General features: G+C 62.6%; 12 protein-coding genes. 5 read left to right on the top strand and 7 right to left on the bottom strand.

Annotated elements, in window-relative coordinates; translation table 11 throughout:
* Positions 1 to 2: 2 nt before the first annotated feature.
* The 4 genes from glyA to F3Y30_RS10580 form a co-directional block, all read right to left on the bottom strand.
* Entirely contained in the window at positions 3 to 1,301 is a 1,299-nt protein-coding gene (gene glyA / locus F3Y30_RS10595; protein WP_203422718.1) for a serine hydroxymethyltransferase, read from the bottom strand.
* Between the two features lie 175 nt (positions 1,302 to 1,476).
* Positions 1,477 to 2,796: a L,D-transpeptidase family protein gene (locus F3Y30_RS10590; protein ID WP_203426423.1), complete on the bottom strand. Its 1,320-nt coding sequence runs from the start codon at positions 2,794 to 2,796 to the stop codon at positions 1,477 to 1,479.
* Positions 2,797 to 3,078: 282 nt separating this feature from the next.
* Positions 3,079 to 3,588: a MarR family winged helix-turn-helix transcriptional regulator gene (locus F3Y30_RS10585; RefSeq protein WP_203426422.1), complete on the bottom strand. Its 510-nt coding sequence runs from the start codon at positions 3,586 to 3,588 to the stop codon at positions 3,079 to 3,081.
* 127 nt (positions 3,589 to 3,715) lie between these two features.
* Positions 3,716 to 4,165, bottom strand: a complete 450-nt coding sequence (locus tag F3Y30_RS10580; protein ID WP_348649869.1) for a DUF6163 family protein — start codon at positions 4,163 to 4,165, stop codon at positions 3,716 to 3,718.
* Between the two features lie 141 nt (positions 4,166 to 4,306).
* On the opposite strand from F3Y30_RS10580, the gene hemB reads away from it, so the two are divergent.
* From hemB to F3Y30_RS10560, 4 genes are all read left to right on the top strand, one after another.
* The gene (gene hemB / locus F3Y30_RS10575) at positions 4,307 to 5,323 is read left to right on the top strand and encodes a porphobilinogen synthase (RefSeq protein ID WP_203426420.1); all 1,017 of its coding nucleotides are present in this window, start codon (positions 4,307 to 4,309) and stop codon (positions 5,321 to 5,323) included.
* A 73-nt stretch (positions 5,324 to 5,396) separates the two neighbouring features.
* Positions 5,397 to 5,861 carry an RDD family protein gene (locus tag F3Y30_RS10570; RefSeq protein WP_203426419.1) on the top strand — a complete coding sequence of 155 codons (465 nt, stop codon included), beginning with the start codon at positions 5,397 to 5,399 and terminating at the stop codon, positions 5,859 to 5,861.
* Positions 5,862 to 6,095: 234 nt separating this feature from the next.
* The gene (locus F3Y30_RS10565) at positions 6,096 to 6,857 is read left to right on the top strand and encodes an arginyltransferase (protein ID WP_203426418.1); all 762 of its coding nucleotides are present in this window, start codon (positions 6,096 to 6,098) and stop codon (positions 6,855 to 6,857) included.
* A gap of 44 nt (positions 6,858 to 6,901) precedes the next feature.
* Positions 6,902 to 7,819 carry a DMT family transporter gene (locus F3Y30_RS10560; RefSeq protein WP_203426417.1) on the top strand — a complete coding sequence of 306 codons (918 nt, stop codon included), beginning with the start codon at positions 6,902 to 6,904 and terminating at the stop codon, positions 7,817 to 7,819.
* A gap of 67 nt (positions 7,820 to 7,886) precedes the next feature.
* On the opposite strand, the gene parC is transcribed toward F3Y30_RS10560, so the two are convergent.
* Positions 7,887 to 10,139 carry a DNA topoisomerase IV subunit A gene (gene parC / locus F3Y30_RS10555; protein WP_203426416.1) on the bottom strand — a complete coding sequence of 751 codons (2,253 nt, stop codon included), beginning with the start codon at positions 10,137 to 10,139 and terminating at the stop codon, positions 7,887 to 7,889.
* Positions 10,140 to 10,349: 210 nt separating this feature from the next.
* On the opposite strand from parC, the gene F3Y30_RS10550 reads away from it, so the two are divergent.
* On the top strand, positions 10,350 to 11,537 hold the full coding sequence (locus F3Y30_RS10550) for a hypothetical protein (RefSeq protein WP_203426415.1): 1,188 nt from the start codon (positions 10,350 to 10,352) through the stop codon (positions 11,535 to 11,537).
* A 61-nt stretch (positions 11,538 to 11,598) separates the two neighbouring features.
* On the opposite strand, the gene F3Y30_RS10545 is transcribed toward F3Y30_RS10550, so the two are convergent.
* Entirely contained in the window at positions 11,599 to 12,075 is a 477-nt protein-coding gene (locus tag F3Y30_RS10545) for an FUSC family protein (protein ID WP_203426414.1), read from the bottom strand.
* A gap of 5 nt (positions 12,076 to 12,080) precedes the next feature.
* Positions 12,081 to 13,871, bottom strand: coding sequence for an aspartate--tRNA ligase (gene aspS / locus F3Y30_RS10540; RefSeq protein WP_203426413.1), 1,791 nt, complete (start codon positions 13,869 to 13,871; stop codon positions 12,081 to 12,083).
* Between the last annotated feature and the right edge of the window lie 261 nt (positions 13,872 to 14,132).

Here is a 14,132-nt window from a genome sequence, read left to right as displayed (position 1 = left end):
CCTTACATGTAGGGGTACATCGGGAAGCGGTCGGTGAGCTTCACCACCTTCTCCCGTACGGCCGCCTCGACCGAAGCATTGCCCTCGTCGGAATTGGCCGCCTTCAGGCCGTCGAGAACCTCGACGATCAGGTTGCCGATTTCCTTGAATTCGGCTTCCTTGAAGCCGCGGGTGGTGCCGGCAGGCGTGCCGAGACGAACACCCGAGGTGACGAAGGGCTTTTCCGGATCGAAGGGAATGCCGTTCTTGTTGCAGGTGATGTAGCCGCGGCCGAGTGCAGCCTCGGCGCGCTTGCCGGTGGCGTTCTTCTTGCGCAGGTCGACGAGCATCAGGTGGTTGTCGGTGCCGCCCGAAACGATGTCGAGACCGCCGGCCTTCAGCGTTTCGGCAAGCGTCTTGGCGTTCTTGACGATCTGCGCGGCATAGTCCTTGAACTCCGGCTGCAGTGCTTCACCGAAGGCGACGGCCTTGGCGGCGATGATGTGCATCAGCGGGCCGCCCTGCAGGCCCGGGAAGACTGCCGAGTTGATTTTCTTGGCGATATCCTCGTCGTTCGTCAGCACGACGCCGCCGCGCGGACCGCGGAGCGACTTGTGGGTCGTCGTGGTGGCGACATGGCAATGCGGGAACGGCGACGGATGCTGGTCACCGGCGACGAGGCCGGCAATGTGGGCCATGTCGACCATCAGGTAGGCGCCGACTTCATCGGCGATCTCGCGGAAGCGCTTCCAGTCCCAGATACGGGAATAGGCGGTGCCGCCGGCGATGATCAGCTTCGGCTTGTGCTCGCGCGCCTTCTTCGCGACATCGTCCATGTCGAGCAGATGGTCGTCTTCACGCACGCCGTAGGAGATGACGTTGAACCACTTGCCGGACATGTTGACCGGCGAGCCGTGCGTCAGGTGGCCGCCCGAGTTGAGGTCGAGGCCCATGAAGGTGTCGCCCGGCTGCAGGAGCGCCAGGAACACGGCCTGGTTCATCTGCGAACCGGAATTCGGCTGAACGTTGGCGAAGTTGACGCCGAACAGCTTCTTGGCGCGCTCGATGGCGAGCTCCTCGGCAATGTCGACGAACTGGCAGCCGCCATAGTAGCGCTTGCCCGGGTAGCCCTCGGCATACTTGTTCGTCATGATCGAGCCCTGCGCTTCGAGCACGGCGCGCGACACGATGTTTTCGGAAGCGATCAGTTCGATCTCATGGCGCTGGCGACCGAGTTCCTTCTCGATTGCGCCGAAGATCTCCGGATCCGTTTGGGCGAGAGAGCGGCTGAAGAATACGTCCGTGGCGGAAGAATGGCTCATCCTGAAGGCTCCTTGAGGTCGGTGGCAAGTCTTTAACTTCCTCGCATGGCAAGGGCAATATCCGCTGTACGGATTGCGCCATTTCCAACCAGCCTTTGACACAAAAACGACCCCCCTTTCGGGAGGTCGTCCAAAATACGTGAAATGTCGCGGCCGACGGGCCGCCTGCATGCGCTTACTGCGGCAGGGCGTCGTCGTCGACAGGGCCCCGCTCGACGCCGATGTTGGTCTGCAGCGCCAGCTGCTCCTCGCCGTCGCGCTGGTAGATGTCGTCACGGAACTGGACGACGCGGTCCTTCGCCGACCAGGCGGTCACGTAGACGAAATAGACCGGAACCTCTTCCGCAAGCTTGATCGGCGTGTTGTTGCCGGCGCGGATGGTCGCCTCGATCTGCGAACGGGACCAGCCCGGCGTCTCCTTGAGGAGCCAGGTCGAGAGGTCGCGCACGTTCTGCACGCGCACGCAGCCCGAGGACTCGAATCGCATCAGCTTGTTGAACAGGCCCTGCTGGGGCGTGTCGTGCATGTAGACCGCATGCTCGTTGTGGAAGTTGATCTTCGTGGACGACATCGCGTTGATCTTGCCCGGGTCCTGGCGGAACATCAGGTCCGGCGCCTTCTCGGCGTTCCAGTCGATCGTCTCCGGCGCGACTTCGTTGCCGTTGCCGTCGATCAGGCGGATGGCGTTGCGCGTGAGGTAGGTCGGATCCTTGCGCATCAGCGGCACGATGTCCTTCTGGACGATCGAGCGCGGGGCGGTCCAGTAGGGATTGAGGATCACTTCATAGATCTTGGAGTTCAGGATCGGCGACTGCCGATCGATCTTGCCGACGATCGCCGTATGGCGCAGCGCCACCCGGTTGTTCTCCACCGCTTCGATATAGGCGGCCGGGATGTTGACCATGACGAAACGGCGGCCGAGGTCGCCCGACATCGCCTGAATGCGAACGAGGTTCGTCTGGAGCTGCGCAAGGCGGATGTCCGCCGGAACGTTCATCGCCTTCAGCGTGTATTCGCCGAGCACACCGTCCGCCGGGAGGCCGTGGCGGGCCTGGAAGCGCTTGACGGCTCCGTCGACGTAGGAATCGAAGGAGCTGGAAATGCCTGCCGAACGCGGAAGGTCGCCGGAAATGATCAGGCGCTGGCGAAGCTGCTGCACAGCCGGATCGGAAACGCCGATTTCGAGCTTCTGCCCAGCGTTGACCTGCGGCCAGCCGCCGTTGGCAACGATGTTCTGGTAGTCGAAGATCGCCTGCTGGATGTGCCCGGCCGAACCTGGTCCGAAGATCGGGTTGTTGGAAACGACGGCCGTGGCGGTGCGCGATGCCTTCGCGTCGAACTGGTCGTCCCAGTTGCCGCGCCTGGGCGCGTTGATGATCTCGTCGATTGCGCTCTGCGCCGCCGCCTTGCCGGCGACCGCCGCCGCACCTATCGTTGCCGCCGTACGCAGGAACGCGCGGCGGGAGAACACATCAATTCCGTTTTTGCGAGACATCTAACCTACCATTCTCTACGGCCACGATGCGCGGCCAACGCACCCCAGATCGAGGATCCGAGGTTTCGCTACCGGTGCCAATAACACTGACAGGGTTAACAAACCGAAACCGGCTATGTCTTGCAGACATGCCCCCAGCACCTTGCTCGGTCTCACAGCAATATGGCCAATTCGTGTCCCGGCCAATCTCCGGGAATGCGCAATCACAGCAAAGTGTAGCGACGTAAAAAGCCGGACGCGCAGGGAACGCGTCCGGCCTTCGACTGGAGATTGGGTAATGATTCAGAGGCGATAGAGGATCGAGTCGTTCCAGAAGCGATCAAGACGCTGGAGCAGCTTGTTCATCTGGGTGAACTCGTTCTCGCCAATTCCGCCGACCTTCTGGATCGAGCCGATATGGCGTTCGTACAGGCCGGCGACGGTCTCTGCGACTTCCTGGCCGCTGTCGGTCAGGCTGATGCGGACGGAGCGGCGGTCGATGCGCGAGCGCTGGTGGTTGATGAACCCGAGGTCGACCAGCTTCTTGACGTTGTAGGAAACGTTGGAGCCAAGATAGTAGCCACGCGAGCGAAGCTCGCCGGCGGTCAGCTCCGAGTTTCCGATGTTGAAAAGCAGGAGAGCCTGGATGGCGTTGACGTCCGAGCGGCCGGAACGGTCGAACTCGTCCTTGATCACGTCAAGCAGACGACGGTGAAGGCGTTCGACGAGATGCAGGGATTCCAGGTACAGGGCACGGATCGCATCTTCCTGAGTATCGATTGCGGCGGCCTGCGGCTTCATCTTGGTGTTCATGTTACTGCCTCACTGTTTTGTTTGGCGGTGTCTTTTCTTCCCGCCTTGAGTGAGACCCTATCGAATGCGTCTAAAATTCTACTTAAACCGCAGGCTTAACGGCACCTTACCTTCCACAGAGCCTGTCTCACGGTGAATCAGTTCTTACCGCCTTCGCTTGCTTGCGCTGTTGCACGAAGATGACGAGGCGGAACAGGATGAAGACGACCGCCACCGCTATATGGGTGAAAACCAGCAGCCGGTTGATGCCGAAGATGGACGGATAGACCTCGTGCATGGCGATTTCCGTCGCCGCCGCGATGACCCAGACCACAGGCCCCCAGGAGACGAGCAGCCACAGCCCGACTGCCGCGACCGGGAAGAGGACGGCGAGCGCCGTATAGGCCGCCTTCCAGGCGGATGGCAGCAGGTCGAATCGTCCCTTGCCCCCGAAACTGAACCCCGTCAGCATCGCCCAGTATTGCAGCGCGAACCAGATGCAGCCCACCGCGACGAGCCGCAGGAACACCGCGAACAGCATCTGCGTCAGCGTCTGCCTCGGCACTTTTGGAGAATCAGAAAGCATGCCCGGAACCATATCAGCCCACTTGAATGCATAAAGGCGCAAAGTTTTCTCCCGGGGCCAAATGCCGCATTGGCACCCCGAAAAGCTGGTTTGGATTGCACGAACCGGCGTGATAAGAGGCGCACAATGGCAGGAAAGGCAAGGAAACGGCTCATGACCGGCAAGACTAGCATCGTCGACGAGATCACCGGGCGCCGCCGGATGCGCCGCAACCGCAAGGCGGACTGGACGCGGCGCATGGTTCGGGAGAATCGCGTGACGGTCGACGATCTCATATGGCCGGTCTTCATCGTACCGGGCACCAATGTGGTCGAGCCCATATCGGCCATGCCGGGCGTGAACCGGATGAGCATCGACAGGCTGGTCGAGGCAGCGAAGGAAGCGGCCGATCTCGGAATTCCCTCCATCGCGACCTTTCCGAACATCGACATGTCGCTGCGCGACCTGACGGGCTCCAACATTCTTGCCGCCGACAACCTCATCAACGAGGCGACGCGCGCGCTGAAAAAGGCCGTGCCTCAGATCGGCGTGATCACCGACGTCGCGCTCGACCCTTTCACCAGCCACGGTCATGACGGAATCCTGCGCGAAGGCGTGATCGTCAACGACGAAACGGTGGAACAGGTCGCCCGGGCGGCTGTCATCCAGGCGGACGCCGGTTCCGACATCATTTCCCCGTCAGAGATGATGGACGGACGGATCGGCGCGATCCGGCGCGCGCTCGACGGGGCCGGCCACCAGGATGTCGGCATCATGTCCTATGCGACCAAGTTCGCATCCGCCTTCTACGGCCCCTATCGCGATGCGATCGGGACTGGCGGCCTGCTCAAGGGCGACAAGAAGACCTACTACATTGATCCCGCCAACGGCACGGAAGCGGTCCGCGACGCGGCGCTCGATGTCGAGGAAGGCGCGGACATGCTGATGGTCAAGCCGGGCCTCCCCTATCTCGACATCTGTTGGCGGATCAAGGAAGCCTTCGGCCTGCCGGTCTTCGCCTATCAGGTCTCGGGCGAATACGCGCAGATCAAGGCGGCAGCCATGAATGGCTGGATCGATGGCGATGCCGCGATGATGGAGACCCTGCTCGCCTTCAAGCGGGCCGGCTGCGACGGGATCCTCACTTATTTCGCGATGGACGTGGCCCGGTCGCTGGCCGCGCGGGGCTGAGGCCTGCGACCTGTGTTGCTTTCCGAAAAATCGACACCATATGCTAGCGGTGTACTCAAATGGAGAACCCGCAATGAACGCAGACCTTGACCAGATTCGCGTACCGAGCACCGACTGGCGCGCCTATCGCGGCGTCCTGTCGCGCCGGATATTCGCATTTCTGCTCGACTACGCGATCATCGCGCTGCTCTGGGTTCCTGCAGCCGTGGTCGTGTTCTTCCTCGGCATACTGACACTCGGCCTCGGCTTCTTCCTGTACCCGGCGCTCTTCGCCATCGTGGCCATGCTTTACTTCGGCCTCACGGTGGGTGGCGCGAACCAGGCATCGGTCGGCATGAACGTGATGGGGCTCGCCCTCGCCCGGACCGATGGTAGGCCGATCGATTTTCTGACCGCGATCGTCCACCTCGTGCTCTTCTGGATCGGTAATGCCGTGCTGACGCCGTTCGTCATGCTGATCGGCCTGTTCACCGACAGGGGCCGCCTGCTGCACGACCTTCTGCTCGGCACCGTCATGGTGCGACGCTCGCCTTTCTAAGGCGTGTCTGCCGGGTCCGGTCACCGGTTCCGGAACACGGATGTCAGCAGGAATCGGTAGTCAAAGCGGGACGGCGACTCCCAGAGATCGCGAAACGCTTTGGACCTTATCGGGTCGCCAGAACGGATATTAAGGGCAAGTTGCGATTGTCGCATGCGGGACTGTTGACCTTTTTCCCGCTTGCGCCAATGCTATTGGTAACGCGAAGTAAACGACGGAGTCGCCCCGCGGCAGATGAATACGCAGGCTGCACCTTCACCCCAATTCTATCTCACCGCACCCGCGGCCTGTCCCTATCTGCCGCATGAGATGGAACGAAAGGTCTTCACCCACCTCGTCGGGGAGCGTGCGCCGGAACTTAACGACCTCCTGACCCAGGGTGGCTTCCGCCGATCGCAGAACATCGCCTATCGGCCCGCCTGCGAAACCTGCCGGGCCTGCATCTCGGTGCGCATTCTCGCGAACGAATTCAAACCGACGCGGTCCATGCGGCGCGTCACCGCCGGCAATGCCGACCTGATTGCGCACGAGTATCCTGCCGAGCCGTCGAGCGAACAGTACTCCCTCTTCCGCCACTATCTGGATGCCCGCCACCAGAAAGGTGGCATGTCCGACATGTCCGTGCTCGACTATGCGATGATGGTCGAGGATACCCATGTTCATACGAAGATCATCGAGTACAGGGTCCGCCAGGAGGGCGCGGGGATCGACGAGAAACCACGCGGGGAGCTCGTAGCCGTAGCCCTTACCGACCGGATGAATGATGGACTGTCGATGGTTTACTCCTTCTACAATCCCGAACTCGTCGACCGCTCGCTCGGTACCTTCATGATTCTCGACCACATCCGCCGGGCCCGGGCGCTCGGGCTGCCGCACGTCTATCTCGGCTACTGGGTGAAGGGTTCGCGGAAGATGGACTATAAGAAACGATTTTTGCCGCAGGAGCACCTTATGGCGCGCGGTTGGGAGCGCTATAACGGCGAGGAAACATCCTGAGCGATTGAGCTTGGGAAGCCCCTCGCCCGAACCTGGAACTTCTCTTGTCCACGCTCACCGATCCTGCCCTTCACCGCAAGGGCCTCCTGATTACGGCCATCGGCGGCCTCGCTCTCTCCTTCGACATTCCGTTGATTCGCTCGTCGAACGGCGATGTCTGGTCAATCCTTGCAGCCAGAAGCTTTGCCACGTTCCTGGTCGCGCTGGCGGTCTGGACATTTCTCCGTTTCGCAGTGAGGCGACCTATCCCGCTCGTTCCCGGGCGTATCGGACTTGTGGCCGGCATTCTCTACGGCATCAACTCGCTCACCTTCGTGCTCGCCGTCTTCAACACGTCGACGGCGAATGTCGTGTTCATCCTGGCTTTCACGTCGATGTTCGCCGCGATTCTCTCGTGGATCTTCCTGGGAGAACGACCGTCCAATGCCACCCTGCTCACGATGGGCGCGATGGTCGCGGGCGTCGCCCTGATCGTTCACGACGGATTTGCGAGCGGCAATATATTCGGCGACCTCATGGCGGCCTCATCGGCCCTGCTCCTCGCCTCCGCAATCACGATAAGCCGCAGGAGCGGTCATGCGATGGGACTGGTGCCCCTCGTGACGGCGATTTTCCCCGGCACGATCGCACTGCTTCTCATTCCTGCGGGCGGCCTCGAGATCGCAAGGCCGGGTTTCATTCTCTTCAACGGGCTGGTGATGATCCCGCTGGCCTTCTTCTGCCTCGCCACCGGTCCTCGCTACCTTTCGGCGCCGGAAGTCGGCATGTTCTATCTGCTTGAAACGGTGCTGGCACCCATCTGGGTCTGGATCATCTTCGCGGAGACACCTTCGAGCCAGACGGTTGTCGGCGGCTCAATTCTGATCGCGGCGCTCCTTGCCCATTCGCTGTGGCAGATGCGGAGCAAATCGAAGGCGGTTCGTGCGGCGGATGCCGCCGCGGAGTTCCCGTTTACCGGTTGACCGCGGCGTCAGTGCCTGACGTGTTCATCCTCGCCCTTGTCGGACAGGACCGAACGGGCATACCGCGCTATCCGCTGAACTTTCCGCTCCTCGGGAAGCCCTTGGGAACGGTGCGTCCGGCGCTGGCGCGGTCGGCTATCCACTCTGCCAGTTCTTCCTTGCTGCGCACGAAATTGCGCCCGGCGCTGTCGTCCCAGCTCAAGCCGTCGGCCATTGCGAAGCAGCGGATGTCGGAGACGCCGCCGTCCTTGTAGCGCTGCAGGCGCACGCCCTTGCCGCGCGTCATTTCCGGCAGCTGGTGCAGCGGGAAGATCAGCATCTTGCGGTTCTCGCCGACGACGGCGACGTGGTCCCCGCGCACCGGCACGACCAGCGCGGTTTCATCCGGCATGGACACGTTCATGATCTGCCTGCCCTTGCGGGTGTTGGCGATCATCTCGGTTTCGGCGATGACAAAGCCATTGCCCTGGCGCGAGGCGATGACGACCTTTGCCGACGGGTCGTGCACGAAGGCGGTAAGGACGTCCTGGTCGTTTTCCATGTCCACGATGATGCGCAGCGGCTCGCCGTGACCTCGACCGCCCGGCAGCTTGTCGCCGCCCAGCGTGTAGGCCTTTCCGCCCGTGGTCACCAGCAGGATCTTGTCGGTCGTCTGCGCCGTGAAGGCGACCTTCAGCGCATCGCCCTCCTTGAACTGCAGGCTGGACGTATCGGACATGTGCCCCTTGAGCGCCCGGATCCAGCCCTTCTCGGAGACGACGACCGTGATCGGCTCCTTCTCGATCATGGCCTGCTGGATGGCCTCCTCGTCGGCCTGCGGCGCTTCGGCGAACTGCGTGCGGCGGCGGCCGAGTTCGGTTGCCTTGGCGAACTTCTTCTTCACCTCGCCGATTTCCCAGGCGACGGTCTGCCACTGCTTGTCATCGGACGCAAGCAGCGCCTCGATGTCCGCCTTCTCCTGCGTGAGGGCATCGAATTCCTTGCGGATCTCGAACTCCTCGAGCTTGCGCAAAGAGCGCAGCCGCATATTGAGGATCGCCTCGGCCTGAATGTCCGTCAGGCTGAAGCGCTCGATCATCACCGGCTTCGGCTCATCCTCCTCGCGGATGATGCGGATGACCTCGTCGATGTTCAGATAGGCGATCAGCAGGCCGCCGAGGATCTCCAGCCGCCTTTCGATCGCCGCGAGACGGAAGCGCGAACGCCGGATCAGAACGTCGCGGCGGTGATCCAGCCACTCCTTCAGAACCTCGTTCAGCGCCATGACCCGCGGAATGCGGCCCATCGAGAGCACGTTCATGTTGAGCGGGAACCGGCTTTCCAGTTCGGTCAACTTGAACATCGACTCCATGAGGATCGTCGGATCGACCGAACGGCTCTTGGGCACCAGCACCACACGCACGTCTTCCGCCGACTCGTCGCGGATATCCTCGAGCAACGGCAGCTTACGCGCGATCAGCAACTCGGCGATCTTCTCGATCAGCCGCGACTTCTGCACCTGGAACGGGATCTCGGTGACCACGATCTGATAACCGCCGCGCCCGAGATCTTCGGTCTCCCACTTGGCGCGGACCCGGAAACCTCCGCGGCCCGTCTTGTAACTCTCGATGATGCTCTCGCGGCCGTCGATGATGATGCCGCCCGTCGGGAAATCCGGACCCGGAACGAACTCGACGAGCTTCTCGACCGTCGCATCCGGATGGCGGATGAGATGCAGCGCCGCGTCGCAGAGCTCGTGCGCATTGTGCGGCGGGATCGAGGTCGCCATGCCGACGGCGATGCCGGAGGAGCCGTTTGCCAGCAGGTTCGGGAAGGCGCCCGGAAGAACGGTCGGCTCGGAATTCGATTCGTCGTAGGTATCGCGGAAGTCGACCGCGTCCTCGTCCGTCCCTTCGAGCAGGAGCTCGGCGACCGGCGTCATCTTGGATTCGGTGTAGCGCATGGCGGCTGCGCTATCGCCATCGATGTTGCCGAAGTTCCCCTGCCCGTTGACGAGCGGATAGCGGACGGAGAAGTCCTGTGCCAGGCGCACCAGCGCGTCGTAGATCGACTGGTCGCCGTGCGGGTGGAAGTTACCCATCACCTCGCCGACGATCTTGGCGGACTTGCGGAACGCCGTGTTCGAGCGCAGGCCCATCTCGCTCATCGCGTAGACGATGCGGCGATGCACCGGCTTCAGGCCGTCGCGAACGTCCGGCAGAGCGCGGTGCATGATGGTCGAAAGCGCGTATGCGAGGTAGCGCTCTTCGAGCGCCGCCTTCAGATCGACTGGCAGGATGTGGTCGTCTCCGCCATCCGGCGGCAAAGTGTTTTGTCCCATGGGACTTGACTAGCTCCTAGTCCGATTCGCGGCAAGGAAACCGGGCGATTCGGCTGTGGATAGCTTCCCGCGACAGCCATTCGAAAGCCCGGAAATATCGCCACATTTGTCTGAGACTGCTGTGCGGGCGAGAATATATTCGCAAGGAATTCCGTATATGAGGCGGGGCGGACATACCGCCATCCGATTTCCAGGAAAGAGAGACCCCAAATGCTTCGAAATCGTACCTTCCGCCCTCTGCTGGCGAGTGCCTCGCTCGTTCTGCTGTCAGGTCCGGCTTTCGCACTCGACGGCGCGGACCTCGTCAGCAAACTGAACGCGAGCTATGCCGCCAGCGGCTTCACGGTCGGTTATGCCAACGCCGACGTGGCAGGATCGACGATCACGCTCAAGGGCGTAAACGTCAAGTCGAGCGACGGCAAGACGGCACAGATCGGCGACGTGACGCTCGACGGTGTCAAGGAAGATGGCGAGGGCGGCTACACGATCGACACGGTTGCGTTTCCGGACATCAACCAGACGGAAAACGACACGACGATCGTCGCCAACGATCTGCAGCTGACCGGCGTTGCCATTCCGGCCGGTGAGCCTGACAACACGCTCGACTCGCTTCTGATGTACGAGTCCGCAAGCGCCGGCTCCGTCACCCTGTCCGAGAAGGGCAAGCAGGTCTTCTCGCTCTCCGGCATCGAAGCGAACGTCACGCCGATGGACAACGACGCCGGCATCGAGTTCGACGCGACGGTTTCCGACATCAATGCCGATCTGAGCCAGGTCGAGGATCCGAAGGCGAAGGACACGATCCAGAAGCTCGGCATCCAGTCGCTCAAGGGCGAAGTGACCGTCAAGGGCAGCTGGGAACTGGCAAGCGGCAAGGTGACGCTCGACGAGTATGCCTTCGACTTCGCCAACCTCGGGCGTCTCAATCTCTCCCTTGGCCTCTCCGGCTATACGCCCGATTTCATCAAGGGCATGCAGGACGCGATGAAGGCCTCGCAGGACAATCCCAACAAGGAGGAGGCAAACGCCGCCCTCGGCATGTCCATGATGGGACTGGTCCAGCAGCTGACCTTCAACAACGCCTCCATCAGCTTCGAGGATGCATCGCTCACCAAGAAGCTGCTCGAGATCGCCGGTGCCGAACAGGGCGTCAGCGGAGATCAGATGGCGCAGTCGCTGAAGGGTCTCGTGCCGCTCATGATGGCCCAGCTCAACATGCCCGAACTGCAGAACCAGGTCTCGCAGGCGCTGACCACCTACCTCGACGACCCGAAGAACCTGACGATCACCGCGGAGCCGGAGAAGCCGGTCCCCTTCCCGATGATCATGGGTGCCGCCATGGGTGCGCCGAACACCATTCCGCAGGTGCTGGGCGTGACGGTAACCGCCAACGAGTAGGCCTTCGGCCGCAAACGGAAGGCCCCGGCTTCGCCCGGGGTCTTCGCCTAGGAAGGCTGCTTTAAGAGGCAGGCTTCGACCGGAAGAAAACGACCGCCACGACGACACCGATGGCAACCCCGACGATGACGTCGAGGAACCGGACGAGCCCGGCGGTCTGGGGTCCGAGCAAGAGGACCAGCATGGCCGATGCGCCGGCCTGGATTGGCACCACGGCCGCGAGCCCGAACAGGGACGCAATCATCATCGCGAGAAAAGTGGCGCAGGCCAGGCGTATTTCGCCCATGTCATAGGGAATGAGGAAGGCCACCTCGCCGACGAGAATGCCGATCGTCACGCCGAGGAGGAGGCTCGCGCCCTGCCGCAGATGATTCGCGATGCCGGGGGCGAGACAGATCAACGCGCTTATCGCGGCGAAGATCGGCTGTGGCTGGCCAAACAGCAGATGGGCCAGCCAGTATGCGAGGGCGGCGGAGAGCGCCGCCGCCAGAGCGCGGGAAAATGCTGCTCGACCACGTTCGAACAGCACCTCCAGCATTGCACTCAATCCTTCTTCGGCTGCGGAATGACGCGCAGCGCAAGCTCACGAAGCTGCGCCGGCGTTGCAGGCGAAGGCGCGCCCATCAGCAGGTCCTGCGCCTGCTGGTTCATCGGGAACAGCGAGATCTCGCGCAGGTTCTTCGCGCCGACGAGCAGCATGACCACGCGGTCGATGCCGGCCGCCATGCCGCCGTGCGGCGGTGCACCGTACTGGAAGGCGCGGTAGAGGCCGCCGAAGCGCTCTTCCACGTCCGCCTGGCTCAGGCCCACCTTCTCGAAGGCCTTGACCATCAGTTCCGGCGACTGGTTCCGGATCGAGCCCGACGCGATTTCGAAGCCGTTGCAGACCATGTCGTACTGGTAGGCCTTGATCGACAGCGGATCCTGGTTTTCGAGCGCCTCGAGGCCGCCCTGCGGCATGGAGAAGGGATTGTGGGCGAAGTCGACCTTCTTCTCGTCCTCGTTCCATTCGAAGAACGGGAAATCGACGATCCAGCAGAGTTCGAAGCGATCGCGGTCGACGAGGTTCAGTTCCTCGCCGGCCCTGGTGCGGGCTTCACCTGCGAACTTGTAGAACTTGGCCGGGTCACCGGCGACGAAGAAGCAGGCGTCGCCGTCTTCGAGGCCGAGCTGGACGCGGATCGCATCGGTGCGCTCCTCGCCGATGTTCTTGGCGAGCGGGCCTGCGCCCTCGAGCTTGTCACCTTCCTTGCGCCAGAAGATGTAGCCGAGACCGGGCTGGCCCTGGCTCTGGGCCCAGGCGTTCATGCGGTCGCAGAAGGCGCGCGAACCACCGGTCCTGGCCGGGATTGCCCAGACCTCGACCTTCGGGTTGGAGGCGATCATGTTGGCGAAGACCTTGAAGCCGGAACCGGCGAAATGGTCGGTGACCGCCTGCATCTCGATCGGGTTGCGCAGGTCCGGCTTGTCGGAGCCGTAGGTGCGGATCGCGTCGTCATAGGCGATGCGACGGAACGTCTGCGTGACGGGCTTGCCGTTTGCAAACTCCTCGAAGATGCCGCGGATGACCGGCTCCATCGTGTTCCAGACGTCTTCCTGCTCGACGAAGCTCATCTCGAGGTCGAGCTGGTAGAATTCGCCCGGAAGGCGGTCGGCGCGCGGGTCCTCGTCCCGGAAGCAGGGAGCGATCTGGAAGTAGCGGTCGAAGCCGGCAACCATCAGGAGCTGCTTGTACTGCTGCGGCGCCTGAGGCAGCGCGTAGAAGGTGCCCTCGTGGATGCGGCTCGGCACGAGGAAGTCGCGCGCGCCTTCCGGCGAGGAAGCCGTCAGGATCGGCGTCGAGTATTCGGTGAAGCCGACATCGGTCATGCGGCGACGCATGGCGGCGATGATCTGGGTGCGCTTGACGATGTTCTTGTGCAGCGTCTCGCGGCGCAGATCCAGGAAGCGATACTTCAGGCGCACGTCTTCCGGATAGTCCGGCTCGCCGAAGACCGGCAGCGGAAGCTCCTTCGCAGCAGAGAGAACTTCGATCTCCTGCGCGTAGAGCTCGATCTCGCCGGTCGGCATGTTCTTGTTGATCGTGTCGTCGGTGCGCGCCTTCACCAGGCCGTCGATGCGGATGACCCACTCGCCGCGGACCGCCTCGGCGGTCTTGAAGGCGGGGCTGTCCGGATCGGCGACGACCTGGGTGATGCCGTAGTGGTCGCGCAGGTCGATGAAGAGCACGCCGCCATGGTCGCGAACGCGGTGGACCCAGCCGGAAAGCCGGGCGGTCGAGCCGACGTCGGACTTGCGGAGTGCGGCGCAGGAATGGCTGCGGTAACGGTGCATTGTCTTATCCTGGAATGCTGACGGGCCGCGCCGGAGCGCCGAGCGACCGCTTCTCGAAATTCGGGCGGAAAAGCGCATGACAGCTCCGATTTGTCAAGGCTTCGACGCTGAATGGCGGAGCGTGCTTTGCCCGGAAGCCCGCCCCGAGGCGTCGCGGCCTGCCCGGTACCTCTGCAAAGGCTCGAAGAATCGGGAAGCACGGATATCCACGCGCGATTTGCCGCCGTGGGTTTGCAGAAGGGTTCGGACGGGGCGCCGGAA

The organism is Sinorhizobium sp. BG8 (assembly GCF_016864555.1).
In the GTDB taxonomy this organism is placed as follows: Bacteria; Pseudomonadota; Alphaproteobacteria; order Rhizobiales; family Rhizobiaceae; genus BG8.
Note: the sequence above shows the minus strand (reverse complement) of the source record. Positions and strands in the feature narration are given on the sequence as shown.

Coding starts and splice junctions, on each gene's coding strand:
- glyA (WP_203422718.1), bottom strand. CDS start 1,301: ATGAGCCATTCTTCCGCCACGGACGTATTCTTCAGCCGCTCTCTCGCC.
- F3Y30_RS10590 (WP_203426423.1), bottom strand. CDS start 2,796: ATGTCTCGCAAAAACGGAATTGATGTGTTCTCCCGCCGCGCGTTCCTG.
- F3Y30_RS10585 (WP_203426422.1), bottom strand. CDS start 3,588: ATGAACACCAAGATGAAGCCGCAGGCCGCCGCAATCGATACTCAGGAA.
- F3Y30_RS10580 (WP_348649869.1), bottom strand. CDS start 4,165: ATGGTTCCGGGCATGCTTTCTGATTCTCCAAAAGTGCCGAGGCAGACG.
- hemB (WP_203426420.1), top strand. CDS start 4,307: ATGACCGGCAAGACTAGCATCGTCGACGAGATCACCGGGCGCCGCCGG.
- F3Y30_RS10570 (WP_203426419.1), top strand. CDS start 5,397: ATGAACGCAGACCTTGACCAGATTCGCGTACCGAGCACCGACTGGCGC.
- F3Y30_RS10565 (WP_203426418.1), top strand. CDS start 6,096: ATGAATACGCAGGCTGCACCTTCACCCCAATTCTATCTCACCGCACCC.
- parC (WP_203426416.1), bottom strand. CDS start 10,139: ATGGGACAAAACACTTTGCCGCCGGATGGCGGAGACGACCACATCCTG.
- F3Y30_RS10550 (WP_203426415.1), top strand. CDS start 10,350: ATGCTTCGAAATCGTACCTTCCGCCCTCTGCTGGCGAGTGCCTCGCTC.
- F3Y30_RS10545 (WP_203426414.1), bottom strand. CDS start 12,075: ATGCTGGAGGTGCTGTTCGAACGTGGTCGAGCAGCATTTTCCCGCGCT.
- aspS (WP_203426413.1), bottom strand. CDS start 13,871: ATGCACCGTTACCGCAGCCATTCCTGCGCCGCACTCCGCAAGTCCGAC.